Here is a 26792-nt window from a genome sequence, read left to right as displayed (position 1 = left end):
TCAGAACCTTCTTGTAACAGGCTGTGCGATAAAGGGCACTCCCTTGAGAATCATGTTTTCTTCTCTCATTTCAGACGGACCCAACCTTACAGCTTTCTCTGCTTGTTTTCAGCAACCACAAGCTCTCTGTGAGAGAAATCTCTGTATCTTTTCCATCTTTTATTTTTTATCTTCAAGGTAGTCTGCAATAGCAGCTACGTCCTTGTCTCCACGACCAGAGACATTAATGACGATAATCTCGTCTTTACTTAGTTTTGGTGCTCGTTTGACTGCTTCTGCAATAGCATGGGAGCTTTCAATAGCTGGGATAATTCCCTCAGTCTTGCTAAGTAAAAGCAAGGCTTGGACAGCTTCTTCATCAGTCGCTGCGACATACTCTACACGACCAGAGTCTTTAAAGAATGCGTGTTCTGGTCCAACCCCTGGATAGTCTAAACCAGCAGAGATAGAGTAAACAGGTGCAACATTTCCATCTTCGCCAAAGACTGCATAGGTTTTCATTCCATCGACAATCCCTACACTACCCTTGGTCATTGTTGCCGCGTGTTTGTCGGTATCTAAACCGTGACCAGCAGCTTCTACCCCAACCAATTTTACTTCTTCATCAGCTACATACTGTGAAAAAGCTCCGATAGCATTGGAACCACCGCCCACACAGGCAATGACGTAGTCTGGTAGACGTCCTTCTTTTTCCAAGATTTGACGACGTGATTCTTCACTAATAACCTTTTGGAATTCATGAACAATCGTTGGATAAGGATGAGGGCCTACAGCAGATCCTAAAACGTAGAAGGCTTCAAGGTCATTCATCCATGCTCCAAAGGCTGCATCAACCGCATCTTTGAGGGTACGAGTACCAGTTTCAACTGCGTGAACAGTTGCTCCCATCATCTCCATACGGAAGACATTGAGACGTTGACGCTCCACATCTTCTGCCCCCATGTAGACATCACATGCCATACCAAATTTGGCTGCAGCTGCAGCTGTCGCAACACCGTGCTGCCCAGCTCCTGTCTCAGCAATCACACGTTTTTTACCCATGCGTTTAGCAAGAAGGATTTGTCCAAGGACATTGTTAAGTTTGTGTGACCCAAGATGGTTAAGATCTTCACGCTTGAGATAAATCTTAGCTCCACCTAGGTGCTCTGTCAAACTTTCTGCAAAATAGAGCGGTGTTTCACGACCTGAATAATCCTTCAAGTAATGGCGAAACTCAGCTAAAAACTCTGGATCATCCTTGTATTTATCAAAAGTCACTTCCAACTCATCTAATAAAGCCTGAATTGGTTCTGGTACAAAACTACCACCAAACTGTCCAAAATAACCTTTAGTTGTCATAAATTTTTCCTCTTTTCCATTGTTCCAAAATATGAAAAAGCCCACACACGGAATCTACTTCCATGTGAGGGCGTTTGTAACGCGGTACCACCTCATTTGTAAAGAGAATATCCCCTTTACATCTCTGCCTTGTCTAACAACAAGTTGCACTGTAAGGTGTGCCTACCGAATTTTCATTGTTTCAAATTCACTTTTAAAATCAGCCCAATTTCACTAGTTCCAACCACCTGTTCACAGTAACCACAGGCTCCCTGAAGATTAAAAATAATTACTTTTCTGATTTGTTGAGTTAATTATATGTTATTGTTTTTTCTTTGTCAACCGTTTTCACTAATTTTTTACTAATTTTTTTAATTATTTTTGTGAAGCACCTAGAACTTCATCAGAAACTTTGACAAAAGTCTCAATGATATAATCTACTTCTTCATCCGTTAATTTGGTGTGAAGCGGTAGTGTAATCTCGTTTACAAAGTAGGCATAAGCTTTAGGATAGTTTGCCATGTCAAAGCCAAGATTCTTATAGGCAGTCAAAAGTGGAAGCGGTTTGTAGTGAACGTTACTTGCGATTCCAGCTTTGGCCAATTCTTGGATGATTTGATTACGTTGCTCAAGACTAGCACCTTCTACATGGGTAACATAAAGGTGACGACAAGATTCAACAGTATCTGTCTCATGCGCCAATGGGTGAATACGAGTTCCTGTAAATCCACGGTCATAGCGAGTTACGATTTCTTTTCGACGTTGAAGCAAGCTAGGATAACGATCCAATTGTACCAAACCAATTGAAGCCATGATATCCGTCATGTTGCACTTGTAGGCAGGAGTTACGATATCGTATTCCCATGAACCTAGTTGCATCTTAGCTAGCGCATCCTTCGTTTGACCATGAAGAGATAGGATTTGGAATTCCTTGTACATTTCTTCATCGTCAATAGCTGGATTAGCTTTCCAGGTCGCACTTCCTCCTTCAGCAGTTGTAAAATTCTTAACTGCGTGGAAAGAGAATGATGTAAAGTCTGCAATGGAACCAGCTGGTTGTCCCTTGTAGGTTGAACCCAAAGCATGGGCGCTATCTGATACAACAACGATACGGTTAAAGACTTTTTGCCACTTGCTAGTAGCTGTAAAGAGGTCACGTTTCTTCTCAACAACTTGGAACAAACGGTCATAGTCACAGATAATCCCTGCAAGTTCTACTGGGATGATAACCTTAGTCTTCTCAGTAATCGCTTGCTCAAGTTTGTCATAGTCCATTTCAAAGGTATCACCTTGGATATCAACCATTACTGGTGTCGCACCTACGTGAGTGATAACGCTACATGATGCTGTATAAGTCATAGCTGGAACGATAACTTCATCGCCAGGCCCCACTTCAAGCACGCGCAAGATCAATTCAAGAGCTGCTGTTGCAGAGTTAAGGCAGACTGTCTTAGGTGTCTGAGTATAGACGGACAGACGACGCTCCAATTCTTTTGTCTTAGGTCCTGTTGTAATCCAACCAGAACGGAGGGTATCTGCTACTTCAGCAATTTCTGCTTCGGTAATATCGGGTGGTGAAAATGGAATATTATACTTTGGCATTGTTTTACTCCTTTTATCGGTTTTCAATCTTAGGACTACTTTATTTTAAAACTTCAAATACAGTCTGGAACATGATTTTGATATCTCCGAAGAAATTAAAATCACGTAGGTAGGCTAGATTATAGTGCATCTTTTCTGGAAGGACTCTTTCGACATAAGCTTGGTCGACCGACATACCTTTTGCAGTCATTTGACTGATAATGGCATCCTCGTCCTTATAGTTAATGCTGGCAAGCGATGTAATCCCTGCTGGTAAGAGCAAGGTAGCCATCATTTCAGGGCTGTACTGCTCAGTATAGCGTGGTACTTCTGGACGAGTTCCCACAAAGGACATCTCTCCTTTGAGAACATTGACCAATTGTGGAAGTTCATCCAAACGAACACGGCGAATGAAATTTCCAACCTTGGTGATACGGCTGTCATTGGCAGAAGTTACTAGACTTCCTTTCTTGTCCGCATCGGTCACCATGGTCCGGAATTTCCAAATCTTGAAATGTCGGTTGTACTGGGTTACCCGCACTTGCTTGTAAATGACTGGACCCTTGCTATCTAGCTTGATCCAAATGCTTAGAATTAGAAATACGGGTGAGGTCAAGATTAACAAGACCAATGCTAGAAACAAATCTAGACAGCGCTTGAGAATCAGAGAGCCTTTTCTTTTAGAAACAAGCTGGTAGTATGGTTTTACCTCACTTAATTGCATTTCTTGAGGTAGTTCATCCCATTTCAGCATGCACATTCTCCTCTGTTTTTTAATATGTAATCTTTAAACATTCTACATTATACCACAAAATGAAAGAGGCAGTGCAAGAAATCTGTATTTTAAAGGAATTCTTCTCTAAGAAAGAGCCCCTGCCTGCAAACTATACATCTTGTGATAGGTTCCTCCCAAGGCTAAAAGTTCCTCGTGTGTGCCGCTCTCAATAATACGTCCCTTATCAAGGACATAGATACAGTTAGCATCCTGAATGGTAGAAAGACGATGGGCAATGGCAATGGTCGTCCGGCCCTGTCTCATCTTGGCTAGAGAATTTTGGACCAAGGCTTCTGTTTCAGAATCAATATTGGCTGTTGCTTCATCCAAAATCAGAATTTTCGGTTGACTGGCAACGGTTCTAGCAAAAGCAAGAAGCTGACGTTGACCAGTTGAGAAACTCGAACCACGCTCAGACACAGGGGCATCATAGCCTAATGGAAAATCCCGAATGAAAGAATCTGCATCGACAAATTCTGCCGCAGCCTTAACCTGATCATCGCTGATATCTTGGTACATAGCGATATTGGACTTGATGGTCCCATGATAGAGGAAGGGTTCCTGTAGGACAAGACCGATATTTTTTCTCAATTCCTCTTGGCTATACTTACGAATATCCACACCATCTAGGAGAACTCGACCAGACTGGAATTCATAAAAGCGCATGAGAACATTAATGATAGAAGATTTCCCAGAACCTGTATGTCCGACAAAGGCAATAGTTTCACCTTTATTGACGGTAAAGGAGATATCATCGAGAATCTGATGTTTTCCGTCATAAGAGAAAGACACATGTTCAAAACGGATATTTCCTTCTTGAATCTCCGCTTGTCCATCTTCTTGGACCGGTTCATAGTTGGTCTCATCGATAAGTGCAAAAACACGACCTGCTGACACCATAGATGTCTGAAGTGTAGAAAAGTTTTGTGTTACCTCGATGAGGGGGTCAAAGAGACGATTGATATACTGGATAAAGGCATACATGGTTCCTGCTGTTATGCCTAAATAAAGACCACGATAACCAAAGTAAGCCATCAAAACCGCATAGCCCAAAAGCTTCAACAAACTCATAGCTGGACGTAAAAAGAGGGAGTCCAAAGCTACTGAACGGTTGGCGTAGACCAGATGTTCCTGGTTTATCCCATCAAACTCTTCTTGCAGGCGCTTTTCTTGATTAAAGGCTTGAATAATGCGAATCCCTTCGATATTTTCAGCCAGCTTACTGTTAATATCTGACAAGAGACTTCTGGTTTTTTCGATAACCTTGACGGATTTTTTACGGTAGAGATTGACCAAGAGGAAAATCAAGGGTAAAAAGAGTAGAACCAAAGCTGTCAGACGATAGTCCAGAACAAGCATGGTATAAAGGGTTGTCACAAAGATAAAGACTGCTGAGACAAAGCTGGATAAAATTCCTGAAAACATATCACTAATAGTCTCAGTGTCATTGGTCAAACGCGAAACGATAGAACCTGCAGGTGTTTTATCAAAATAAGACATGCCTAGCTTTTCCATATTGGCAAAGGCATCACGTCGAATGTCTCTAACAATGCTGTAGGACACACGCGCAAAGAGAAGGTTCCCCACATACTGGACAATGGTTTGAAGAATGTAGAGACCATAGTAGGCTAGCAAAACTGTAACAGCGAGCTGGTTGAGATTATGCAGATACTGGTCGATAAAGTGCGAAGCTACCAAGGGGATGATACTCTTGATAACAGTCGTCGTAAGGAGAAAAGCGAGTGCTAAAAAGGTGAGGAGACCGTAAGGCTTGAGATAGGACAACAAGCGTTTCAATACAGCCAATTGTTCTTGTTTATTGCGCATCTTCTTCTCCTTTCATTTCTAATTGTTGTGACTGGTAGGTTTGTGCGTACCAACCATCCAAGGCTAGTAAGTCTTCATGGGTGCCTCGTTCAATGATGCGACCATTTTGCATGACCAAAATCAAATCCGCATGGACAACTGCACTGAGGCGATGGGCAGTGATAATGGTTGTCTTGTCCTTGCGAGTTTCCTTGAGATTATCGATAATTGCGAACTCTGTCTTGGCATCTACCGCCGATAAGGAATCGTCTAAAATCAAGATATCAGGATTTAAAATCATAGCCCGACTCATGGCAAGACGTTGCTTTTGTCCACCAGATAGACTGACACCTTTTTCACCGATAACCGTGTAAAATCCCTGGGGCATGTCTTGAATATCTTGATAGACTTGAGCCAGTTTGGTTACTTTCTCTACTTCTGAGAAAGGCAGGTCAGGATTTCCAAAACGGATATTATCTAGGATAGAGCTGGCAAAGAGAAATTGATCCTGTGGGACATATCCCATCAAACTACGCAAGTCAGCTAGTCGATAGTCACGAATGTCATGGCCATTTAGATAAATGAATCCTTGATCAACGTCATACTCACGTAGGAGCAACTTAATCAAAGCGGTTTTTCCTGAACCAGTCTGTCCAACTAAGCCCAGAGTTTGCCCTTTTTCGAGACTAAAATGAATATCTTTCAGTGTCTCCTCGTCTTCAAAGGCAAAACTATCAATGGCATAGTCCAAACGCCCGTTTTCAATCCCGTCAAGTGGAGATTCTGGGTCTTTGACAGGTGATTCTTGGGACAATAGACTCTCAATCCGTTGATAAGAAACTTTTCCTCTCTGAGTGATATTAAAGAGGAAACCAATCGCCATCAAAGGCCAGACCAACATATCCAAGTAAGAGATAAAGGTAACCAGATTCCCAACGGTTACTTGTCCCGCTTGCACCATAAAGGCACCGACTAAGAGAGTTAAGGCATAGGAAGAACCAACAAAGAGCAAAACCATCGGGTCAAAGAGGCTATCATATTTCATGGTTTGCAGATTTTTTTGGAAGGTCAAATCATTGACTTCCTGGAAAGATGCCAATTCATCAGACTGATAGCCAAAGGACTTGGTTACCTTGATACCCGATACAGACTCTTGAACCTTATTATTAAGTTCAGAAAAGGCTGCTTGTGATTCTCCGAAAGCCTTATGGGTCTTTCTCCCCAGACGACTAGTCCCATAGGCCATAAACGGCAAGGGCAGAATGGCAACCAAGGTCATCTGCCATGAGATGCTAAAGAGCATAGTCAATAAAGTCACCAAGGCTGTGATAGAGGCATCCACTGCAGACATGACACCCCCACCTGCTAGACGAGTCAGAGCATTGATATCATTGGTTGCGTGAGCCATCAAATCCCCAGTCCGATAACTCTGATAAAAAGCGGGAGACATTTTTGTAAAGTGCTCAAATAGTCTTGAACGCATGATTTGTCCAAGTCGGTAGGAGGTCCCTAGGATATACATGCGCCAAACGTAACGCAGATAATACATCCCGAAAGCTGCCAGCAGGAGATAAAAGAGATGAAGCAGGAGCTCATCTTGTGTTAATCGTCCCGAAGTGATGGCATCGATCACGCGCCCCATGACCATAGGTGGGATGAGATTTAGTACAGAAACCAAAACCAAAGCTACAATTCCAACTAGGTAACGGCGTTTTTCTAATTTAAAAAACCACCAGAGTTTTTGGATGATGGACATAAAATTCCTTTCTAATGACAAATGGAAACCTGAGGCATGAACCCCAGGTTTTTCTTATTCATAGGTGACGACACTTAGTTGACCCTTGTCATACTCAGCGATAAAGATATTGGCCACATTATCATACCCTTGCTTATTCAGATGATCTATGAGCCATTCTTCCGTTAAGCTGAGAGTATCGAGGACATCCGACTGAATGACACCATCTGTGATGACAGGAAACTTAGGATTTTCATCTCCATTTTGTACTACAATCAGCTGACCGTTTTGTTCTCGTACAGCACGCTTGACTTCTTTAAGCTGGAAGATACCTTGGCTACGAAGTTTAAGGGCTACGTCAGAAGCTGATAAGCCAACAGATCGACAGGCTTCTGGATCGATTTCCCCATTTTTGATGAGTAAAGTTGGTTTCCCGTCAATCATTTGTTTTACAAAGCCAACGTTATTCGTAAGCCACTTGAGAAGCAAAACTAAAATCGTCCACATAATCAAGATCTCTGCATACTGAAGGATGGTAATAGAGCTACTATAGATAACCCCACCGATGATTCCCCCAAGAACATAGTTTTGGATTTGGTCAATTGCTGAGTTGGGCGCTAGATTTCCCTTCCCTGTCACATTGATAACAAAGACAAGAGATACAAGACCTAAAGCCAGTTTAATAAGAATTTCGATATAGTTAAATGTCATTTGTTTGCCTCCACTAATTCAATGTCACTTGTTTGATACAAGTCAAGTTTTTCCAAGAGATATTTATCCGGCTCACTGCCACTTAAGGCACGGTAGAATTTGTCTCCTACCTTGAGAAGGGCACCATCTGTGGCTGCAGAAGTATTAACGTAGACCTCTGATTTATCCACCCCTAAATCCTCAGAAACAACTTCTATAAAATGAAGTGACGTTTGAAATTGGTTGTTGGAAGCTTGATTTGACTGATAAGTAGATATAATACCGAGAATGACAGCCAGTAAAGCCAAAGACGAGATCATCACCAACTCGCGAAACTTGGTTCCTCGATGGTCGCGGTAAGCCTTAAAAGCAAAAAATCCAGTGATGGCAAGCAAGAATACTCCAAAGCCAATCATGACACTGTTTTGTTGGCCAATCTGGCTCAAGACATATTCATATGAGTAAAATTTCATTTGTTTTCAATCCTTTACATAAATCATTCTTTATTATAAAGGAATGACCTTGATTTTTCAAACTATACGTTGGGGAATTACGCGTATCAGACCAACTTCTCTAACTAACGACTCAAATACCTATTTCAAGATTCTGATTTTGATAATTGATAAGAATAGACACTAGGAATTATCACTACAAAGAAAAGTGTCAAGAAGAATACCCAGTAAACATATAGCTGAACAAAGGCATTTAGAAACAATAACAATCCTCCTAATACCCAAATTTTTCCAGCTATGCGATGCGTTTTGCTCCAGTTCTCATCATTCTCCAAAGTCCACGGAAGTCGAATACCGATTATATAATTTCGGCGTGTTTTGGGTAGATAATTTCCAATTACAATCATGATGACTCCCATAAAAATCTGAGCTAGAATTCCACTCATCATAGAATAACCCAAAGATACTCCGTAGATAGAAATCATCGATAGACAAGATACAAAAGGAATAATCCAGTAAATCAAAAGTTGTATTTTTGAACTAATATTGCTGGACTTAGGATCCTTGATCATCAAGAATAGAATCAACCAATGCATCAAAAGCATGAGAGCCGGTAATCCAAAGATAGCAAACATTTTATGATCGTAGCCATCTGCTTGTCCCAGTAGATTAAAATGAGTCGGCATCTTCTCTGGTAGTTGAAACCAGAGAACACAACCTACAAGGGTAGGCAGTAAGATAAGAAGGCTAGTATATAATACCAATTTCTTATTGATTTTTATCTTCATCTAAAAATCTCCTTTCAGTTCTGCTAACCACACCATCATATCCTCTAAAACTGATGTATTTAACTCATAATAAATAAAGTTTTTCTCTTTCATTTCACGAATCAAATCCGCTGCTTTCAAAATCGTAAGGTGGTGTGAAATTGTTGCACCAGTTAACTCAAAATGACTGGCAATTTCTCCTGCAGATAATCTGCCTGTTTTAAGCAAATTCAAAATCTCCCTCCTGACTGGATGAGATAAAGCTTTAAAGCTATTTGCAAAACTCATGGTGCTTCCTTTCTATTCGCAATATCAGTAAGGCAAGGAATAAGCAGGGTAGCACTGCTATCAATCCTGCTGGTGACGGACCAAAAATCAAGAGGCTTGAAGCTTTTTCTCCAGGCAGTTGAAAGAGTAATCCAAAACCTGCAGTTGCATTGATTGCCCCATGAAATAGTGCTGAAGCCCAGATAGATCCTGTTTTTTCCATCAACCAACTCAACAATATTCCTATGCTAAAACAAAATAGAAACATGGCAACAATTCCCAAAACGGGATATGAAAAATAAGTTAGTCCATAATTATAGCCTTGCAAATTGATTGGTAAATGCCATAGACTCCAAATGAGACCAAGCAAGACATGAGTCTGTACTAGTGAAAAGCGTTCTCTTAGAGCTGGGTAAAGATAACCACGCCAACCAATTTCCTCTCCCAATGCAAATAAGCTATTAAGAAAAGGAGCGTAGGTTAAACTAGCTAGCATTTGAATCAAGACCAAGGAAGATAGGGGGATCGGTGATTGAAGTACTCCTTTTTCTTGTAAGATGGCTTGAATAAATTCAAAACCAAGGCTGAAATTGTTAGGAAATACAAGAAAATAAAGTCCTGCTCCTAAGAAACTGATAACTGCTGGCAACCAGATAGCTAGTAAGTAAAAGCGCCAGTTCCTCTTGAGATTCACGACTAATTTAGACTTGATTCCACTAGGTTTTTTCGTTATTTTCCCTAAGAGAAAGACTGCAAGCGCAGGCATCCACATGGCCACAATACTAGCAAGCTGACTCCATGGAGAATTTAGTCCAATACCACTTATCCATAGTGCCAACCATATTATCCAAGCAAGACCATAAGACAAGACCACAAAAAGAAGGATTGTTCTCTTATTTGACATATTTGTAACTTCACTTTCTATTTAGATGTTTTTCTAAATAATATTATATACCTTTCCACTCCAAATACAAGAACTATTTAGATTTTTTTCAAAATAGTTGCGAGAATTTTTGTTTTCTAAGGATAAAGTTTAAAGAGTGAGTTTACGAACTAGAAACTCGCTGGCTTTACTTTTTTTTGATAAAATATAAGAAATACATCTAGAAAAGGTACACACTATGAAACTAATCTCATGGAATATTGATTCACTCAATGCAGCGTTGACGAGTGACTCTGCGCGTGCGAAATTGTCACAAGACGTTCTCCAAACCTTGGTTGCCGAAGATGCTGACATTATCGCCATCCAAGAAACCAAGCTTTCAGCCAAAGGCCCTACAAAAAAACACCTTGAGGTACTGGAAGAACTCTTCCCAGGCTACGAAAACACCTGGCGTTCCTCTCAAGAGCCTGCTCGTAAAGGCTATGCCGGAACCATGTTCCTCTATAAGAAAGAACTCACTCCAACTATCAGCTTCCCAGAAATTGGCGCACCTTCTACTATGGACTTGGAAGGCCGCATCATTACTTTGGAATTTGATACATTTTTCGTGACTCAAGTTTACACACCAAACGCTGGTGATGGACTCAAACGCTTGGAAGAACGTCAAGTCTGGGATGTCAAATATGCGGAATACTTGGCTGAACTAGACAAGCAAAAGCCTGTCCTAGCAACTGGAGACTACAACGTTGCCCACAAGGAAATTGACCTTGCCAACCCGGCTAGCAACCGTCGTTCACCAGGATTCACAGACGAAGAACGTGAAGGATTTACAAACCTTTTAGCCAAAGGATTTACAGATACCTTCCGCCATATCCATGGCGATGTGCCAGAACGCTATACTTGGTGGGCACAACGCAGTAAGACTTCAAAAATCAACAACACAGGCTGGAGAATCGACTACTGGCTCACAAGTAACCGTGTAGCAGACAAGGTTACCAAGTCAGATATGATCGATTCAGGAGCACGCCAAGACCATACACCGATTGTCTTGGAGATTGAATTATAAGGATTTTCTTTATGGACTACAATGCAGTTATTCCCGAGTTTATGGTCTCAAATATAGAACAGTCCCGTTCCTTCTACTGTGATTTGTTGGGTTTTACCATCGAATACGAACGACCAGAAGAAAACTTTCTCTTCCTATCTCTTGAAGATTGCCAACTAATGCTAGAGGAGGGGAGTAAGGAGGAACTAGCTGAACTAAACTACCCCTTTGGTCGTGGAGTCAACATCTCCTTCGGCATAGAGGATGTCCCTCGACTCTATCAGAAAGTAATAGAGTCTAACTATCCTATTCATCGTCCTTTGACCAAAAGAGAATTTCGTGTTGGTGAACAATATATCTATCCTCATGAATTTGCAGTTTTAGACCCAGATGGCTATTTTTTAAGATTTAGTGAATAAGAAAAAGGAGGCTGATAGCCTCTTTTTCAGTAGGTAAACATGAATTGACAGACCTGTAAATCCATTGACCAAAATCTTTGCTAAAGCCTATGAAATCAGTATGTCAAAGAACTTTGATAGCCGTTTTTTGTATAATTGAGTAGAATGAAATCAGAAAGCGAGGAAATTTTATGCAAGTCGGAAAACAAATCCAGCACTATCGTAAAAAGAAAAATTTATCTCAAGATGATTTAGCTGAAATAATTTTTGTCAGTCGCCAATCCATTTCCAACTGGGAGCGTGGCGCGACCTACCCTGATATTCAAAACCTGCTCTTACTAAGCAAGGTCTTTGAAGTGTCATTGGACAAACTAGTCAAAGGAGATTTGGAAACCATGAAACAAATTATTCACGACCAAGAGTTTATGCGCTATCAAAAAGATGAAGTGGTCTTTAGCTTACTGCTAATTGGCAGTCCTATCATCAGCACTCCCCTCATTCTTTATTTGGATGGATACGGCATCGCTATTAGTTGCTTGATTCTTGCTGTCGCTATATTCTACGCCCTACGCATTGAAAAATTCAAGAAAAAACATAATCTTCGTACTTATCGCCAGATTGTCGCCTATGAACAAGGACGCAGTCTGAGCGAGATTGAAGAAGCGGAAGAAAGGGGCAAAGCTCCCTACCAAAGAATCATCCTTCCCATTCTATTTGGCCTTGGAATTGGCGCTATTGCTCTGCTATTTTATTGGCTCTTACTTACTTTCTTCACTATCAAATAAAAGCGAAGTCATCAGACCTAGCTTTTTAAATGTATTAAAATTTATAGAGTTGTGGATAGTGAACACACTCTGGATTTTTAGGGCGTAACTATCTACTCATTTTATTTTATATCCTCACCTGTCTATCTTCAGATCGTTGTCCTGTGACAAACATGGTGAAGGTTGCCTTGCAGACATTTCGGCCATATTGGTTGATGATGTCAACATCGACGACACAAGTGGTACGTCCTTGGTGGACACATTCTCCTTTGATAGTGAGAACATCCCCTAGATTTCCAGCTTTCAGATAGTTGACGGAAGACTGGAGTGTCACCCCGTCTAATCCTAGCGAAATCACCACAAGTCCACTGATTTGGTCACAAAGGGTAAATAGATAGCCTCCATGAGCATTCCCATAGTAGTTGAGTGAGGAGTCCACTACTTTTGTCGTCACCACAACGTGACCATCTCTCATTTTTTCAATTTCATAGTTTTCAAAGGCAGATATAGCGTCAAAGTGAAAATCTTTCATACTTTCCTCCTGATGTTTCAAACGACACTATGATACTACTTTTCATAAGTCTATGCAAGGGAGAAGCACTTATTCAGGTATAATACCAACCTGCTCGACAAAGCGCATAAAGGCTGCTTGTCCTTCTTCTGTTTGCTTGTAAACACCTGCATCTTCCAATACCCGAGCGAAGATTTTACCCACAGATTCTTGGACAATTTCGAGAGCTTGGTCTTTGTCAGTCAATCCAGGATTGGATTCTTTCAACTCATCTGCCCATTCTTGGTGATAATCTGCTACTAAAACATCCTCTCCAACCAGGTAAGCTGCTACTTGCTCCACTTCTTCCTTCAAGCGTGGTGGCAAGATTGCCAAGCCCATGACCTCTATCAAGCCGATATTTTCCTTCTTGATATGTTGGACATCCTTGTGGGGATGATAGATACCATCTGGATGCTCTGGAGATGTTTGATTGTCCCGCAAGACCAAATCTAATTCAAACTGCCCATCTCTTTTACGCGCAATCGGTGTGATAGTGTGATGCGGTGTTCCATTACTTTCCGCCAAGACCTGAACACTTGGATCTGAGTATTGACGCCAAGAAAGTAAGATTTTCTCAGCAAGATTGGTCAAATCGTCTTTAGAATCTGAGGTCAATCGAATCACAGACATAGGCCACTGAACAATTCCTGCTTTGACAGATTCAAAACCTTCAAAGGTAAAACTTTTCTGTAAAGGCGCCACTTCCATTGGGAATACATGGCGACCACCTTGGTAATGATCATGGGTCAAGATTGAACCACCAACAATTGGTAGGTCCGCATTCGAGCCTGCAAAATAGCCTGGGAACTGCTCTACGATTGCTAACAAACGCTCAAAACTTTGGCGACTGATAGCCATAGGACGGTGTTGACTGTCTAGGAAAATACAGTGCTCATTAAAGTACGCATAGGGAGAATATTGGAAGCCCCACTCCTGCCCAGAAATATCAAAACGAATGATGCGATGATTGCTTCTAGCTGGATGATTGACACGACCATGATAGCCTTCGTTTTCCATACAAAGCTGACATTGAGGATAGTTGCTCGACTTGACCAACTTGGCTGCCGCAATCTCCTTTGGATCCTTTTCAGGTTTAGATAGATTGATAGTAATCTCGAGTTCACCGTAGTCAGACGGAACACGATAAGCAATATTCTTTGCGATGGCCTTTAGTTTGATGTAGTCATTCTTCTGACTGAGTTGGTAGAAGTCTGCAATTGCCTGCTCTGGTGACTGGGCATAGGTTGTCCAAAAGTCACGATTGACCTGACTTGGACAAGGGGTTACCAAGTCCATAAGTTCAGCACCGAGAATTTCACGCGCAGCCAGACTATCTTCAATCGTTTCCAAGCGAACGGCTTCCTCTACAAGCTGATCTTTAAGATCAATCAAGCCATCTTGGTCAGTCTTAACTTCCAGAACACCATCTCCCACCAGTGCTAAAACACAATTGGTCAGATAGATACGGTCCAACTCTTCAAAGCTACTTTCTGCAATGACTTTGGTCACAAAATTTTCTACTAAGGTCACTAGAAAACCTCCTTCTGACTATTCAAGAACGCGAGTTCCACCTGCCACTTCAGCGATATAGAAACTTGGAGCGTAACCAACGATTTCTTCATAGTGCTTGCCTACAGCCTCTTTAAAGGACTCAACAGCATCCTTTTGAACCAAGGCAATCGCACAGCCACCAAAGCCAGCTCCAGTCATACGAGCACCAAGAACACCTTCCTGAGCCCAAGCAGTGTGAACAAGGGTATCCAATTCCAAGCCAGTCACTTCGTAATCATGCTCAAGAGAAACGTGAGACGCATTCATCAAACGACCAAACTTGTCCAAATCTCCTGCTTGAAGAGCTGCTTGTGCTTTAAGGGTACGTTGGTTTTCAAGAACTGCATGACGCGCACGTTTCAAACGATTTTCATCTTTGATGAGGTAGCTGTATTCATCAAAAGCCCATTCATCCAATTCGCCTAAAGTCTGGATATCCAAGGCCACTTGAAGTTCTTCCACTGCCTTTTCACATTCAGCACGGCGTTCATTATATTTAGAATCTGCTAGTTCACGACGTTTGTTGGTATTCATGATCACAACAACATTGTCTTTCAAATCAAGTGGAACCAAGTCGTATTCTAGAGTGTTAGTATCTAGGTAAATAGCGCGTTGGTCAGCACCCATACCGATAGCAAATTGGTCCATGATACCAGAGTTAACACCGATAAAGTTATTCTCTGTCAATTTTCCGATTTTTACTAAATCTAGACGGTCCAATTTTAGGTCAAAGAGGTATTCTGCCACGACACCAGTCAAAAGCTCCAAAGATGCAGAAGAAGACAAGCCCGCACCATTTGGGATATTCCCAAAAACATAGAAATCAAAACCTTTATCAATCACATGACCAGCTTCTTGCAAGAAATGAAGGACACCTTTTGAATAGTTGGTCCAGTTGTGCTCTTTCTCAAACTTAAGGTCAGCTAGAGGCACTTCAATGATGCCTTTGTCCTCAAAGTTCGCGGAGTAGAAACGCAATACTTGGTCATCGCGCTTGCGTGCAGCTCCATAAGTTCCTAGTGAAATAGCAGCTGGGAAAACATGGCCACCATTATAGTCAGTATGCTCCCCAATCAAGTTGATACGGCCTGGTGAGAAGAAAGTTTGATCTGCTTCTTGACCAAAAACCGCAAGAAAGTCCTTGCGAAGTGCTTCAGCAGTAAGATGTTGTGTCATATGAATTCTCCTTTGACGAAATATTAGGTAAAAAAGTTTATCCTGTAATCGTTTTCTTCTATTGTACCCAAGGGTTTTGCTTAGGTCAACATTTTTACCGATATTTTACTAAACTATGAGTAAAAAGGAGGAAAAATATGCTATAATAACCTAAAAAGGAGGGGAATTATGGCTACACTCAAAGATATTGCTCAGCTAGCCTCTGTCTCGATCGCAACTGTATCCCGTGTCCTCAATCGCGATCAGAGTCTATCTGTGACAGAAGAAACCAGACATCGTATTTTAACCGTTGCCGAAGAACTAGGCTACACCAAACATCTCAAAACAGGTGAATCACATAAACTCAAACAGAAAATCGCTATCATCCAGTGGGTCAGTGAACAGGGAGAGTTAGAAGATCTCTACTACTACCAGATTCGCCTAGGAATTGAAAATAGAGCTCAAGAATTAGATTACGACATCTTGCGCTATTTTAATGACCAGCCTTTTACGCTTAGCGAAGAAGTCATTGGGATTCTTTGTATCGGGAAATTTAGCCAAGCACAGATTGCCTCGTTTGAAGAATATCACAAACCTCTAGTTTTCCTTGACAGTGATACGATTGCCCTTGGTCATACCTGTGTCATTACGGATTTCTATAATGCGGTTAGACAGGTTGTTGATTACTTTACAGATCATGGGCTTAAAAAGGTTGGTATCCTATCCGGTCTTGAAACTACTACTGACCAAGAAGAAGTCATCGCAGATAAACGTTTAGATTACTTTAAATCCTATATGCAAGAAAAGGGAATTTATAACGAAAAATTCATTTTCCAAGGCTCATTTACTGCCCAATCTGGATATGATTTGATGAAGGAAGCTATCGAAAAATTAGGGGATAAACTTCCACAGGCCTTTTTTGCATCCAGTGACAGTTTAGCCATTGGTGCCCTTCGTGCCCTTCAAGAAGCCAGCATCAGCATTCCCGAGCGCGTCAGCATTATTTCCTTTAATGATACCATTCTAACCAAGCAAGTGTTCCCACCACTTTCCAGTATCACAGTCTACACCGAAGAAATGGGACGCACAGGAATGGATATTTTGAACAGAGAAGTCCTTCACGGACGTAAAATCCCAAGCCTCACCATGCTAGGAACCAAACTGACGTTAAGAGAAAGCACCTTGCATTAAGTACAACACTTGAACATAAAAAAACCTAATAGAGATTCTCAAATCCTATTAGGTTTTTCTTTTTATACTCAATGAAAATCAAAGAGTAAACTAGGAAGCTAGCCGCAGATTGCTCAAAGCACTGCTTTGAGGTTGTAGATAAGACTGACGATGTCAGTTACCTATATCTACGGCAAGGTGAAGCTGACGTGGTTTGAAGAGATTTTCGAAGAGTATTAATCCATCACAATTATAGACTTGATAGTCTTGCGTTCATCCATAGCCTTATAAGCTTGGTCGATATCTTTCAGTTTATAGCTTGAAGTAAAGACACGACCTGGATTGATATCACCATCCAGAACAGCTTTGAGCAAGAATTGCTTATCGTATGTTGTTGCAGAAGCTGCTCCACCCGCAACAGAAATATTCTGAGCAAAGGTCGAACCAAGGGCACGGTTATTATAGTGAGGCACACCAACAATTCCCATACGACCGCCATTATGAAGGACACCCAGTGCTTGCTCAACAGCCGCCTCAGTACCAACACACTCAAGTGCTGCATCTGCTCCTCCTCCGAGGATTTCACGCACCTTGGCAATGCCTTCTTCACCACGTTCGGCCACAACAGCTGTCGCGCCTGACTCCAAGGCCATCTTTTGACGATCTTCGTGGCGACTCATAAGGACAATTTGCGATGCTCCACGTATCTTAGCTGCGATAACCGCACATTGACCTACAGCCCCATCCCCGATAACGACCACCTTGTCGCCTTTTTGCACATTAGCAACACGCGCCGCATGATAACCCGTCGGCATGACATCAGCAAGTGTCAAAAGTGACTTGAGCATGCCTTCGCTATAATCTGAAGGTTGACCTGGGATTTTCACAAGTGCCCAATTGGCAAAGTGGAAACGGATATACTCAGCCTGGACACCACCTGACCAGTTGGTGCCAATATGGCGGTCACAAGTCCCATCATAACCAGCACGACAGGCATCACACTCTCCACAACCATGAGTGAAAGGCGCGATGACAAAGTCACCTGGTTTTACAGTAGTGACAGCCTCACCAACTTCTTCAACGATTCCAATTGCTTCGTGTCCACTATTTTTGTGACCCGCTTTAATATCTGGATTTCGGTAACTCCATAGGTCTGAACCACAAACACAAGTGCGAACAATACGAATAATGGCATCATCTGCCGCCTCAATTTTCGGACGGTCAATTTCTGCTAGACCAACTTGCCCAGCTTTAGTATAAACTGCTGATTTCATAAAATTTCCTCTCTGTATCTAACTACTTTAAGTATACACTTTTTATTTAGCTTTCGCTCACTTATACTACATCTCATTAATGATGATGTTCATGTCCATGACTTTGACTTACTTCCAACTCCTCAATTTTCCGCTTATGGGCTTGGTGAGTTACTAGGTCAGCATCAACTTCAATGGTGATGTTTTGAAAACCATAATTTTTGAGCATGGCACGAATTGATTCTTTACAGACTTCCATATGCTCCACCTTTTTGAGACAAACATGGACAATGGCATTTTTTTCCAAACCATCCATGGTCCAGAGGTTTAGCTGATTAATACTAGCAACGTGGTCCAATTGCTCCAAGTCGCTTTTTACTTGCTTGATATCCACTCCTTCTGGCACTGCATCAAGGAAAATCTTGAGCGTAGACCAAAAACGAGGAATGGCTTTTGACAGAATGAAGAAGGAAATGATAAGAGATAAGAGCGGATCCAGAATATACCAGTCGGTAAATCGCAGAACAATGGCCATTAGGATAACAGCCAGCCAACCCAGAGTATCTTCCAGAAAATGCAGGCTAAGAATGGATTCGTTTTTTGTTTTTCCCTTACGAACTACTAGACTCGCCAATACATTGATACTGACCGCTATGATTCCTAACCAAAGGATTCCCTCATCATTGACCGGCTGTGGATGAAAGAGTTTTGTTATATTTTCCAAAATAACCAAAACGGACCCTGTCATGAGAATCACAGCCGTTACCAAGGCACCTAGAAGGCTAAACCGTTTGTAACCTAGGGTGTAATGACTATCTTCTTCACGATTGGAAATTGTTTCTAAAACGGCTGATACCCCAATTGCAATTGCATCTCCAAGATCATGGACAGAGTCAGCAAGAACAGCACTGGAACTAAACACTCCACCAGCGATAAACTCGATAATGGCATAACTCAAATTTAAGAAAAAAGCTAGCCAAACCGCACCTTTCATTGTCATTTTTTCATCCTCCTTTGGTATAATAGTAGTATAAATATTCCCTTTACTAGTATTATCTCTTACTCCGAAAAGAAAGGATAGGGGCAAACTGTTCTCTTTGTAAGTTACTGAACAATTTGTTCAAAGTGTCCATATGACTAGTCAAGACCGCCGCATTACCAAGACACGAAAAGCTATCTATACTGCTTTTTTACAATTATTGAATCAAGAAGATTACGAATACATCACAGTCCAAGAAATTATTGACCTCGCAGACGTTGGGCGCTCCACCTTTTACAGTCACTATGAGAGTAAGGAATTACTCCTAGATGAGCTCTGCCGTTATCTCTTTCATCATCTTTTTGAACGCGAGGAAAATATAACTACAAAGGCTTACTTGATACATATCTTTTCACATTTCAAAAAAAACCAGGACCACGTCACCAGCCTCCTTTTCTCAAAAAATGACTACTTCCTCCGTCAATTACAGAAAGAATTGGAACACCATGTTTATCCCATGGTAGCAGAGGATTTGCAAGTTTCTTATCCTAATATTCCTACTTCCTATCTCAAACATTTTGTAGTAACTAATTTTATCGAAACACTAACCTGGTGGCTCAAAAAAGGGAAATCTTATAAGGAAGATCAAGTAGTGAGCTTTTACTTAGATGTTTTAGAGATGAAGTAGCAAACACCAACTGTAGATTTCATACCACTCAAAAGAAAAATACCAGTCGACATTTTATCATTCAAATATTCCAATTCATCACGAGTATCTTACATCTACTTTCCACTTAATAATCTAATCAAACTATGATTTTTAAGCCAATAAATTCACTAAAAAAATTCTAAGACTTCTTGTCTTAGAATTTTTTTATCGTAACCAACTTTCGTCTAACTGGCCTTTACTTTTGCTAAAAGCTTTCCCATGCTCATCAATAACAGCATGAATCTCTTGGCATTGTTTGAGAGTGAGTCCTTCCAAGACGTCACTATAAACAGCATGCATTTCACTATAGGTTTTAAAGTTTCCAAGTCCTAAGCGTCGAAAAAGTCTTCTCGCATATTCATCCGAAATAAAAACTGGACGATCAAAAAGATAAAGTAAAAGTGCATCTGCAGTCTCTGGTCCAATCCCTTTTAACTCTAAAAGTTTCTTCCGTAAATCTTCTGTTCCAATCCTAGCAAGAACCTCAAAACCACCATTTTCTCTTAACCAGATCAGAAGTCCCTTAATCGTTTGAGATTTTTGCTTAAAAAATCCAGCAGGTCGAATACGTTCCTGTAAATCTTCTAGCGATAACTCTAGGATACCCTCCACTGTCATGATATCCATAAGACCAGCTAAAGCTAACTTGGCATTCTTCTCTGTTGTTCGCTGGATAAGAATAGTCGATACCAAATCTTCCAGTTTGTTATCCGATTGCCACCAATTTTGCTCTCCATAGTGCTTGCAGAGTCGCAAAAGAGTTTCTTGTATTTCATCTTTCTTGATCATTTCTTCAATAATCCCTGTTCCACCAAGAAATCATGTGCAACAGTATAAGCATCTTTGCCATCAATACCAACCTGGTAGTTTATCTGACTCATCTGGCTCTCAGTGATTTTACCAGCTAGTTTATTAAGAACAGCTTCCAACTCCGGATGTTTTTCGAGTAATTCAGCTTTCATGAGTGGAGCGCCTTGATAAGGAGGGAAGAGGTGTTGATCATCTTCTAAAATTTGAAGTTGGTAACGTTCGATTTCTGGGTCTGTCGAGTAAACTTCCATAATCTGAATATCACCAGATTTGATCGCATCATAGCGAAGAGCTGGCTCCATTGTTGCCACATTTAGATTCAATCCATAAACAGACTGTAACCCCTTGTTTCCATCCTCACGGTCGTTAAACTCCAGAGTGAATCCTGCCTTCAGTTTATCTTGAACTCCCTTAAGATCGGAAATAGTCTTCAAATTATATTCTTTCGCAATACTTTTAGGAACTGCAATCGCAAAGGTGTTTTGATAAGCCATGTGATTCAGCAAGACTAGATTATCCTGTTTCTTAATACCATCACGCGCAGCTTCGAAAACTTCTTCAGAGTCATTGCTCACTTTAGGAGCTGGCTGCAAGAGAGAACCTGTAATAGTCCCTGTAAATTCTGGATAGATATCAATGTCCCCTTTTTTCAGCGCTTGATAAAGGAAATCTGTCTTCCCAAAGTTAGGCTTGACCGTCACCGTCATATCCGTATTTTCCTCAATGAGAAGTTTGTACATATTCATGAGAATTTCAGGTTCAGGTCCCAACTTCCCAGCTATAACCAGATTTTCTTTTTCTTTCTGAGGAATCATGCTTGGAGCATAACTAGCTCCCAAACCAAGCACCATAACAGCAAAGGCTGCAACAATTGTACGCAACTTTGCCTTTTCCAACCATTTGAGAACAACATTAAAGAGAATGGCCAAAATGGCTGATGAGATTGCACCGATTAAAATCAGACTGGCATTTCGACGATCAATTCCCAAAAGGATAAAGGAGCCCAATCCTCCAGCTCCAACAAGAGCGGCTAGAGTTGCTGTCCCAATGATCATAACGGTTGCTGTTCGAACTCCCGATACAATAACAGGCATGGCCAGTGGAATTTCAAACTTCTTGAGTCGCTCCCACTTGGTCATTCCAAAAGCAATCCCTGCCTCCTCAAGACTAGGATCAATGCCGTTCAAGGCTGTAATCGTATTTTCTAAAATCGGGAAAATAGCGTAAATAACAAGGGCTGTGAGGGCTGGTAAGGTTCCAATTCCCATGAAAGGAATAAAGAGACCCAATAAAGCCATTGAGGGTATGGTCTGGAAGATACCCGCAACCTGTAGCACCCAATTCGCCACTTTTTTGTGGCTATTTAGATAAACCGCCAGCGGAATCGTCAGAAAAATAGCAACCAATAAGGTCAAAAGAGACAATTGCAAGTGTTGTCCAAGGGCCATTAACCATTCCCCAAAACGTTCTTGAAATGTTGAAATCAAATTAGACATGAAGGCTACCTCCAAACAAGTTTGCGACAAAGTCTGTCGCAGGCGCTTGTAAAATTGTTTCAGGTTCTGCGACCTGACGAATTTCTCCATCCTGCAAAACTGCAATTCGGTCACCTAATTTCAAGGCCTCATCCGTATCATGTGTTACGAAGATGGTCGTCATGCCGAATTCTTTATGTAATGCCTTGGTCAATTCTTGCAACTGCTTGCGAGAGATAGCATCCAAGGCTGAAAAGGGCTCATCCATCAGCAAGATTTTTGGTTCCCCAATGATGGCCCGCACAATACCAATCCGCTGTTGCTCGCCACCAGATAACTCGCTTGGTAAACGATGGGCATAATCTGCAGCAGGTAGGCCAACCTTGTCCAAGAGTTCTTCGGTTTTAGAGGCAATTTTCTCCTTGCTCCAGCCCTTCATCTCAGGAATCAATGCTATATTTTCCGCAACTGTCAAATTAGGAAATAGGGCAATAGCTTGAAGGACATAGCCGGTACTGAGACGTAATTCCCGTTCATCATAGTCCTTGATGCGTTTTCCATCCATGTAGATATTGCCATCTGTCGGTTCCAAAAGACGGTTAATCATCTTGATCATGGTGGTCTTTCCAGATCCTGAAGGACCCACTAGCACCATGAACTCTCCATTTTCAATGCGGAGATTGACATCTTTTAAAATGTCCTTATCCGTGTAGCGCAAGGCTACATGTTTGTATTCAATCATTTTTTTCCTCAATAAGTTTTCTATCTCTAAGAGTATCCAATAGGCTACTTGCTGGATGCCCTAGGACTTTTTCGATATCTGTTGAAACCCCAGCCTGTTCCCCAACTTTAATAGCTGTATAAGTACTGACCCAGGCATCGTACTCCCAAGTTTGTGCTGGCCATTTTTTCCGTGACTCATAAGCTTCTTCTACTGATTCATCCACATACGTGATGGCGTCACCCGTCTCCTTTGAGAGAAGCGCTACGATTTCTTCCATGGAAAGATCCTCTGGCCCAGTCAAGTTCAAGGTTTGATTTTCCCACTCCTTAGGATTTAAAAGAATCTCTGCTGCAGCCCTAGATGTGTCCTTACGGGCAACAGCTGACACAAGACCACTGCCGGCCGGACCACGAATCTCTCCATTTTCAAGCGCCATATCAATCAGGAAGTCCAAGTAAAAATTATCTCTCAAAAAAGTGTAGGTGAACCCTAATTCCTTGATATAGGCTTCTGTCTGGGCATGATCTCGAGACAAGGTGAAAGTTGCCTCCTCATCTGCCCCATAAAAGGAGGTATAAACGATATGCTCTACTCCTGCTAGCTTTGCAGCATCTAAAAACTCCTTGTGCTCCTTGACACGCTCAGGATTTTCCCGAGCAGAAACCATCAACAAGATATCGATCCCCTTTAAGGCCTCAACCACTTTTGGAGTATTTGTATACGACATTCTACGTATTTCCGCAGACGCGTAAACTTTTGCACGCTCTGGGCTTCGTGCTAGATGGACGGAAGCGATTCCTTTTTTATCGATAAGATCAGCCACATAGGAGCCTAAGTTCCCTGTTACACCTGTAATTCCGATCATAACTGTTACTTCCTTTCCCTAGATGTCATTCTCTTTAGCTTTTAGATTTGAGATAATTCTCTCTTGATAGGCCTCAAATTCTCGGATTTCTTGATCTGAAAAGCCTTGGTAGAAAATCTCTCCAAGTTCCCGACTAACACGGTCTCCAATTTTTTTTGCGCCCAACCAAGGTCTGTCAAAGAGATATATTTTTTCCTTTTATCCTGCGTGCAAGGTTGAATCGTGACCAATCCTTGTTCTTCCAATTTCTTAACCATACTGGTCAATGTATTATTGGCTAGACCCGTCGCAAGAGCGATATCGGTCGCTGTAGCGCACCCCAACTCTTGCTTCCACAAAATCGTTAAAATTTTTCCCTGTTCACTTCTGTATTGAGCATCTGGTTCCTTGTTCAATAGTTTTTGAAAGATACGCCCATTCAACAAACGAATCTGTAGAGCTTGGTAGCCCCCTAACATCTTATCCATTTTAACTCCTTTTTGTTCTATATCGAACCTTTTTAACCATTGTAACATTATTTATTACATCTTTCAACTGTTTCGATATCGAAATAATAAAAACTTTCTACTCAAAAGCAGAAAGTCATTTTTTGATAAAATCAAACATGAATCACATCTGAATCATTCCTCTTAAAGAAACTACTATGCACCAGATAAGGACCATACTTAGAATTTTGACTATAAACCAAACATAAAGGAATGATAAAAATTTTTATAAAATATAGTAAACAAAAGAGTAAGAAAAGACTAAAACTAAGATTCCTTAATTCAAAAAAATAAAGATAAAAGAAAATTAAAGCATTTGATAGAATATTAACCCCAGTAGCAAAACTGGCAGATAGAATATTCGTCTTAAGATGAGGATTAAAGAGTTTGACAGCAAATAAAGCCAATAAAGAAATATTATATACACAAATTGGCTTGTAATCATGACGATAAAAAACTAAACATTTATTGTTATAAAAATTAATCCCACTACTAAAATTACTCGCCTTGTTAATCCAAACATGCGAAACTCCACTAATATCACTCCAAGGAACAAATAAAGCTAATCTTCTAAGATAAATCCCTTTTGGAGATATAGAAAATTTCCAAGGGCAAAGAAAATTTATGCCAATGCCAACTAAAATTAATAAAAGAAGGCAATACACTAACTGTGTTTGATGAAAGCTAAAGGCGTAATTAAATATAGTAAATTCTTGAATTTCTCGCCCAGCAATTTGATAGACAACAAAAAGATATAAAAAAACTATAAATAGAACAAATCTATAATAAATACTATGAAACTTCACAATTTTTGGCATATATTCTCCTCACTGATAAAGTCATCATCGAATGACACTTTTCTATCTAACTTAACACAAGTATACCATTAAACACTCAAAAAGCATAAAAATGGAAGAAAGAGATTTTTATAAAAAGAGCTTGGCCAAGACCAAACTCTTCATTTTTCTACTCTTCCTCAACTAAGCGTTTAAACTCTGCTTGGATCTCTGTATTCTCTGTCGGTTTTAAGTACATGACACCACCATTTGTTGTTGGAGAATGAAAAACAATCGCTTCCCCTGTATCAGTTATCGCAAAAAAGTAGCTATGCACGTCCGGGTATTTATCCCAGTTACTATAACGTTCCACAATTCGATACTTAGCGTTACCTAAACCTGTATCAGTGTATTCCGCATTCATTTTCTCGCTTGGTCCATCTCCAAAGGTATAGAGATTATCCGCACCAACATCACCACCAGAAATACCTTTTTTGTAATTAGGTTGACCTAGTCTTTCGCCCCATCCTTTAATGAAGGATTCTAATTTTGCAGATTTGCTTGCATTCCAAGGAGCTTTTTGTCTATCCTCGGAGATAGAAGAGCTAGTCGAAGTTTCAAATTTTTGCCAATCTAAACCTCTTAAATCGATTTGATCAGATTCAGTTTTTCCAAAATTAGATCCAATATAATTAGATTCTATTTGAAATTCTTTTTCCTGAAGTTTACTAGCCCTCTCTTGCTTTTCATTTAACTTATAAAGAGTTCCATAACCTTTACCAGTTCCTGACGACCAACTTAATTCAAGAATCTCCCCACCTTGATAAATAATTGCCGCATTCCTAGCTCCACCATGTCCTGCAGCAAATCCTTCTGCTAAAAGCACAGGTTTACCTTCTTGTAAAGAGTACACTCCAGTTAAAAAGTATTTTCCACTTAAATTAAGATCAGCAACAAGTAACTCCTCAACCCCATCATCATTTAAATCAACAAAAGAGTAACGCATATCATCTGAACGATTTATAGCATTTTCAATAGACCAACTATTGATAGGACGTTCAGTAGCTTTTAAACTTTGATAAAGATTTGAAATTGAAGTTGAATCATTCGAAGTAGAAAATATTTTTTGGTAATCATCAAAAACTGACTTGTACAAATCTTTATAATCTTTCTTAGACTCCCCAGAGTTTATCTCGTTACTAGTAGTTGAAGTAGATAAACTAACATCTTTACTAGAAAGCTCAGAATTTTGATTACTACAACCAACTGTAAAAAAACTAAATATAAGAATAAACAGACTTCCTACTATACTTTTATGACCCATAAAAATCTCCTCTTGAAATGAATGGTGACCATAGCTTTGCTTACATTATATCAAATATTTGAGAGATTCGGTAAAATAAAAAAATCTTATATACAAATACTAAGTAAATAAGTTCAATAATTCTTATATTCGATACACCTTTAATAAATACTATATAGCTAAATATATTGTAGAGAAATCGTATAAGACCCTATAACAAAAGAGATTAAACCATTATTTAAAGCTAACCTATAATACCGTTAAATGATTATACAAGCTTACAGGAAATTAAAGAAAAGAGCATTAACGCATTGAAAAAATAAAATATAAATGAAAGATAAAAGCTAAGAAAAAGCCACGAAATCATTAAAAAATACTTTTATACTCAGTGACTTTAACAATACAGAAATCTAGAATCTCCCTAAATTTGAAAACAAAAAGAGCGAACCATTTTGTTTCGCTCCAGATAGTAAGTATTTATCACTCAACCACAGTTGACAAAGA

General features: G+C 40.4%; 26 protein-coding genes, 1 pseudogene and 2 other annotated features (1 of these 29 running past the window's edge). Of the genes and pseudogenes, 5 read left to right on the top strand and 22 right to left on the bottom strand.

Annotation, left to right across the window (positions count from 1 at the left end; genetic code table 11):
- Positions 1–163, bottom strand: a binding site (T-box leader) (it extends 63 nt beyond the left edge of the window).
- The 10 genes from trpB to AC3E7H_RS07700 all read right to left on the bottom strand — a co-directional run bounded on the left by trpB (position 160) and on the right by AC3E7H_RS07700 (position 10294).
- On the bottom strand, positions 160–1338 hold the full coding sequence (gene trpB, locus AC3E7H_RS07745; RefSeq protein ID WP_000208448.1) for a tryptophan synthase subunit beta: 1179 nt from the start codon (positions 1336–1338) through the stop codon (positions 160–162). It overlaps the preceding feature by 4 nt.
- Before the next feature lie 63 nt (positions 1339–1401).
- Positions 1402–1626 (bottom strand) — a binding site (T-box leader).
- A gap of 66 nt (positions 1627–1692) precedes the next feature.
- Positions 1693–2919, bottom strand: a complete 1227-nt coding sequence (locus AC3E7H_RS07740) for a DegT/DnrJ/EryC1/StrS family aminotransferase (RefSeq protein ID WP_001127355.1) — start codon at positions 2917–2919, stop codon at positions 1693–1695.
- A 40-nt stretch (positions 2920–2959) separates the two neighbouring features.
- Positions 2960–3652, bottom strand: coding sequence for a sugar transferase (locus tag AC3E7H_RS07735; protein WP_000922181.1), 693 nt, complete (start codon positions 3650–3652; stop codon positions 2960–2962).
- Positions 3653–3757: 105 nt separating this feature from the next.
- Positions 3758–5500: an ABC transporter ATP-binding protein gene (locus tag AC3E7H_RS07730; protein ID WP_490676343.1), complete on the bottom strand. Its 1743-nt coding sequence runs from the start codon at positions 5498–5500 to the stop codon at positions 3758–3760.
- A complete protein-coding gene (locus tag AC3E7H_RS07725; protein WP_490676342.1) occupies positions 5490–7235 on the bottom strand; it encodes an ABC transporter ATP-binding protein in 1746 nt (581 codons plus the stop codon). Before AC3E7H_RS07725 ends, AC3E7H_RS07730 begins: the two co-directional genes overlap by 11 nt.
- A 54-nt stretch (positions 7236–7289) precedes the next feature.
- Entirely contained in the window at positions 7290–7925 is a 636-nt protein-coding gene (locus AC3E7H_RS07720) for a DUF421 domain-containing protein (RefSeq protein ID WP_414313059.1), read from the bottom strand.
- Positions 7922–8377, bottom strand: coding sequence for a DUF3290 family protein (locus tag AC3E7H_RS07715; RefSeq protein WP_414311394.1), 456 nt, complete (start codon positions 8375–8377; stop codon positions 7922–7924). The genes AC3E7H_RS07720 and AC3E7H_RS07715 overlap by 4 nt, the downstream gene beginning before the upstream one ends.
- Positions 8378–8502: 125 nt before the next feature.
- Positions 8503–9144, bottom strand: coding sequence for an SdpI family protein (locus AC3E7H_RS07710; RefSeq protein ID WP_000694126.1), 642 nt, complete (start codon positions 9142–9144; stop codon positions 8503–8505).
- Positions 9145–9411 carry an autorepressor SdpR family transcription factor gene (locus AC3E7H_RS07705; RefSeq protein ID WP_000006514.1) on the bottom strand — a complete coding sequence of 89 codons (267 nt, stop codon included), beginning with the start codon at positions 9409–9411 and terminating at the stop codon, positions 9145–9147. It abuts the gene before it with no gap.
- Positions 9395–10294 carry a CPBP family intramembrane glutamic endopeptidase gene (locus tag AC3E7H_RS07700; protein WP_000066799.1) on the bottom strand — a complete coding sequence of 300 codons (900 nt, stop codon included), beginning with the start codon at positions 10292–10294 and terminating at the stop codon, positions 9395–9397. The genes AC3E7H_RS07705 and AC3E7H_RS07700 overlap by 17 nt, the downstream gene beginning before the upstream one ends.
- 217 nt (positions 10295–10511) lie before the next feature.
- On the opposite strand from AC3E7H_RS07700, the gene AC3E7H_RS07695 reads away from it, so the two are divergent.
- The 3 genes from AC3E7H_RS07695 to AC3E7H_RS07685 all read left to right on the top strand — a co-directional run bounded on the left by AC3E7H_RS07695 (position 10512) and on the right by AC3E7H_RS07685 (position 12501).
- Complete coding sequence (locus AC3E7H_RS07695) at positions 10512–11339, top strand: exodeoxyribonuclease III (RefSeq protein WP_070458073.1); 828 nt, start codon at positions 10512–10514, stop codon at positions 11337–11339.
- A gap of 11 nt (positions 11340–11350) precedes the next feature.
- On the top strand, positions 11351–11737 hold the full coding sequence (locus AC3E7H_RS07690) for a bleomycin resistance protein (protein ID WP_000386133.1): 387 nt from the start codon (positions 11351–11353) through the stop codon (positions 11735–11737).
- A gap of 170 nt (positions 11738–11907) precedes the next feature.
- Complete coding sequence (locus AC3E7H_RS07685; protein ID WP_485715208.1) at positions 11908–12501, top strand: helix-turn-helix domain-containing protein; 594 nt, start codon at positions 11908–11910, stop codon at positions 12499–12501.
- 106 nt (positions 12502–12607) lie between these two features.
- Here the strand turns inward: AC3E7H_RS07685 and AC3E7H_RS07680 are convergent, their stop codons facing one another.
- The 3 genes from AC3E7H_RS07680 to AC3E7H_RS07670 all read right to left on the bottom strand — a co-directional run bounded on the left by AC3E7H_RS07680 (position 12608) and on the right by AC3E7H_RS07670 (position 15760).
- On the bottom strand, positions 12608–13012 hold the full coding sequence (locus AC3E7H_RS07680) for a PaaI family thioesterase (protein WP_485715209.1): 405 nt from the start codon (positions 13010–13012) through the stop codon (positions 12608–12610).
- A 69-nt stretch (positions 13013–13081) separates the two neighbouring features.
- Complete coding sequence (locus AC3E7H_RS07675) at positions 13082–14563, bottom strand: UDP-glucose--hexose-1-phosphate uridylyltransferase (protein ID WP_490676341.1); 1482 nt, start codon at positions 14561–14563, stop codon at positions 13082–13084.
- An 18-nt stretch (positions 14564–14581) separates the two neighbouring features.
- The gene (locus AC3E7H_RS07670; RefSeq protein WP_490676340.1) at positions 14582–15760 is read right to left on the bottom strand and encodes a galactokinase; all 1179 of its coding nucleotides are present in this window, start codon (positions 15758–15760) and stop codon (positions 14582–14584) included.
- Between the two features lie 168 nt (positions 15761–15928).
- On the opposite strand from AC3E7H_RS07670, the gene AC3E7H_RS07665 reads away from it, so the two are divergent.
- Positions 15929–16930, top strand: coding sequence for a LacI family DNA-binding transcriptional regulator (locus AC3E7H_RS07665; protein WP_075228162.1), 1002 nt, complete (start codon positions 15929–15931; stop codon positions 16928–16930).
- A 215-nt stretch (positions 16931–17145) separates the two neighbouring features.
- Here AC3E7H_RS07665 and AC3E7H_RS07660 read toward each other — a convergent pair whose 3' ends face one another.
- Both AC3E7H_RS07660 and AC3E7H_RS07655 read right to left on the bottom strand, forming a co-directional pair.
- Positions 17146–18183 (bottom strand): zinc-binding dehydrogenase, encoded by a 1038-nt coding sequence (locus AC3E7H_RS07660; RefSeq protein ID WP_075228161.1) that lies wholly within the window; start codon positions 18181–18183, stop codon positions 17146–17148.
- Between the two features lie 76 nt (positions 18184–18259).
- Positions 18260–19162: a cation diffusion facilitator family transporter gene (locus tag AC3E7H_RS07655; protein ID WP_000178033.1), complete on the bottom strand. Its 903-nt coding sequence runs from the start codon at positions 19160–19162 to the stop codon at positions 18260–18262.
- Between the two features lie 133 nt (positions 19163–19295).
- Here AC3E7H_RS07655 and AC3E7H_RS07650 point away from each other — a divergent pair, with 133 nt between their 5' ends.
- Entirely contained in the window at positions 19296–19829 is a 534-nt protein-coding gene (locus AC3E7H_RS07650) for a TetR/AcrR family transcriptional regulator (RefSeq protein WP_000203762.1), read from the top strand.
- A 186-nt stretch (positions 19830–20015) separates the two neighbouring features.
- Here the strand turns inward: AC3E7H_RS07650 and AC3E7H_RS07645 are convergent, their stop codons facing one another.
- From AC3E7H_RS07645 to AC3E7H_RS07615, 7 genes and pseudogenes are all read right to left on the bottom strand, one after another.
- A complete protein-coding gene (locus AC3E7H_RS07645) occupies positions 20016–20639 on the bottom strand; it encodes an endonuclease III domain-containing protein (protein ID WP_000591538.1) in 624 nt (207 codons plus the stop codon).
- A complete protein-coding gene (locus AC3E7H_RS07640) occupies positions 20636–22156 on the bottom strand; it encodes an ABC transporter permease/substrate-binding protein (protein ID WP_000067275.1) in 1521 nt (506 codons plus the stop codon). The genes AC3E7H_RS07645 and AC3E7H_RS07640 overlap by 4 nt, the downstream gene beginning before the upstream one ends.
- A complete protein-coding gene (locus AC3E7H_RS07635) occupies positions 22149–22877 on the bottom strand; it encodes an ABC transporter ATP-binding protein (RefSeq protein ID WP_000575201.1) in 729 nt (242 codons plus the stop codon). Before AC3E7H_RS07635 ends, AC3E7H_RS07640 begins: the two co-directional genes overlap by 8 nt.
- Positions 22870–23724: an SDR family oxidoreductase gene (locus tag AC3E7H_RS07630; RefSeq protein ID WP_000579478.1), complete on the bottom strand. Its 855-nt coding sequence runs from the start codon at positions 23722–23724 to the stop codon at positions 22870–22872. Before AC3E7H_RS07630 ends, AC3E7H_RS07635 begins: the two co-directional genes overlap by 8 nt.
- A gap of 18 nt (positions 23725–23742) precedes the next feature.
- A pseudogene (locus AC3E7H_RS07625) lies at positions 23743–24191 on the bottom strand (MarR family winged helix-turn-helix transcriptional regulator).
- Positions 24192–24322: 131 nt separating this feature from the next.
- Complete coding sequence (locus AC3E7H_RS07620; RefSeq protein ID WP_001124475.1) at positions 24323–25027, bottom strand: hypothetical protein; 705 nt, start codon at positions 25025–25027, stop codon at positions 24323–24325.
- A gap of 148 nt (positions 25028–25175) precedes the next feature.
- Positions 25176–26309, bottom strand: a complete 1134-nt coding sequence (locus tag AC3E7H_RS07615) for a DUF4767 domain-containing protein (protein WP_000509911.1) — start codon at positions 26307–26309, stop codon at positions 25176–25178.
- Positions 26310–26792: the final 483 nt, after the last annotated feature.

It is taken from the genome of Streptococcus sp. SCPM-O-B-15304 (M98) (assembly GCF_058200215.1).
This window is presented reverse-complemented; position numbering and strand designations above follow the sequence as displayed.

Excerpts from the sequence above, each read along its gene's own strand:
- trpB (WP_000208448.1), bottom strand. The coding sequence starts at position 1,338 with ATGACAACTAAAGGTTATTTTGGACAGTTTGGTGGTAGTTTTGTACCA.
- AC3E7H_RS07740 (WP_001127355.1), bottom strand. The coding sequence starts at position 2,919 with ATGCCAAAGTATAATATTCCATTTTCACCACCCGATATTACCGAAGCA.
- AC3E7H_RS07735 (WP_000922181.1), bottom strand. The coding sequence starts at position 3,652 with ATGCTGAAATGGGATGAACTACCTCAAGAAATGCAATTAAGTGAGGTA.
- AC3E7H_RS07730 (WP_490676343.1), bottom strand. The coding sequence starts at position 5,500 with ATGCGCAATAAACAAGAACAATTGGCTGTATTGAAACGCTTGTTGTCC.
- AC3E7H_RS07725 (WP_490676342.1), bottom strand. The coding sequence starts at position 7,235 with ATGTCCATCATCCAAAAACTCTGGTGGTTTTTTAAATTAGAAAAACGC.
- AC3E7H_RS07720 (WP_414313059.1), bottom strand. The coding sequence starts at position 7,925 with ATGACATTTAACTATATCGAAATTCTTATTAAACTGGCTTTAGGTCTT.
- AC3E7H_RS07715 (WP_414311394.1), bottom strand. The coding sequence starts at position 8,377 with ATGAAATTTTACTCATATGAATATGTCTTGAGCCAGATTGGCCAACAA.
- AC3E7H_RS07710 (WP_000694126.1), bottom strand. The coding sequence starts at position 9,144 with ATGAAGATAAAAATCAATAAGAAATTGGTATTATATACTAGCCTTCTT.
- AC3E7H_RS07705 (WP_000006514.1), bottom strand. The coding sequence starts at position 9,411 with ATGAGTTTTGCAAATAGCTTTAAAGCTTTATCTCATCCAGTCAGGAGG.
- AC3E7H_RS07700 (WP_000066799.1), bottom strand. The coding sequence starts at position 10,294 with ATGTCAAATAAGAGAACAATCCTTCTTTTTGTGGTCTTGTCTTATGGT.
- AC3E7H_RS07695 (WP_070458073.1), top strand. The coding sequence starts at position 10,512 with ATGAAACTAATCTCATGGAATATTGATTCACTCAATGCAGCGTTGACG.
- AC3E7H_RS07690 (WP_000386133.1), top strand. The coding sequence starts at position 11,351 with ATGGACTACAATGCAGTTATTCCCGAGTTTATGGTCTCAAATATAGAA.
- AC3E7H_RS07685 (WP_485715208.1), top strand. The coding sequence starts at position 11,908 with ATGCAAGTCGGAAAACAAATCCAGCACTATCGTAAAAAGAAAAATTTA.
- AC3E7H_RS07680 (WP_485715209.1), bottom strand. The coding sequence starts at position 13,012 with ATGAAAGATTTTCACTTTGACGCTATATCTGCCTTTGAAAACTATGAA.
- AC3E7H_RS07670 (WP_490676340.1), bottom strand. The coding sequence starts at position 15,760 with ATGACACAACATCTTACTGCTGAAGCACTTCGCAAGGACTTTCTTGCG.
- AC3E7H_RS07665 (WP_075228162.1), top strand. The coding sequence starts at position 15,929 with ATGGCTACACTCAAAGATATTGCTCAGCTAGCCTCTGTCTCGATCGCA.
- AC3E7H_RS07660 (WP_075228161.1), bottom strand. The coding sequence starts at position 18,183 with ATGAAATCAGCAGTTTATACTAAAGCTGGGCAAGTTGGTCTAGCAGAA.
- AC3E7H_RS07655 (WP_000178033.1), bottom strand. The coding sequence starts at position 19,162 with ATGACAATGAAAGGTGCGGTTTGGCTAGCTTTTTTCTTAAATTTGAGT.
- AC3E7H_RS07650 (WP_000203762.1), top strand. The coding sequence starts at position 19,296 with ATGACTAGTCAAGACCGCCGCATTACCAAGACACGAAAAGCTATCTAT.
- AC3E7H_RS07645 (WP_000591538.1), bottom strand. The coding sequence starts at position 20,639 with ATGATCAAGAAAGATGAAATACAAGAAACTCTTTTGCGACTCTGCAAG.
- AC3E7H_RS07640 (WP_000067275.1), bottom strand. The coding sequence starts at position 22,156 with ATGTCTAATTTGATTTCAACATTTCAAGAACGTTTTGGGGAATGGTTA.
- AC3E7H_RS07635 (WP_000575201.1), bottom strand. The coding sequence starts at position 22,877 with ATGATTGAATACAAACATGTAGCCTTGCGCTACACGGATAAGGACATT.
- AC3E7H_RS07630 (WP_000579478.1), bottom strand. The coding sequence starts at position 23,724 with ATGATCGGAATTACAGGTGTAACAGGGAACTTAGGCTCCTATGTGGCT.
- AC3E7H_RS07620 (WP_001124475.1), bottom strand. The coding sequence starts at position 25,027 with ATGCCAAAAATTGTGAAGTTTCATAGTATTTATTATAGATTTGTTCTA.
- AC3E7H_RS07615 (WP_000509911.1), bottom strand. The coding sequence starts at position 26,309 with ATGGGTCATAAAAGTATAGTAGGAAGTCTGTTTATTCTTATATTTAGT.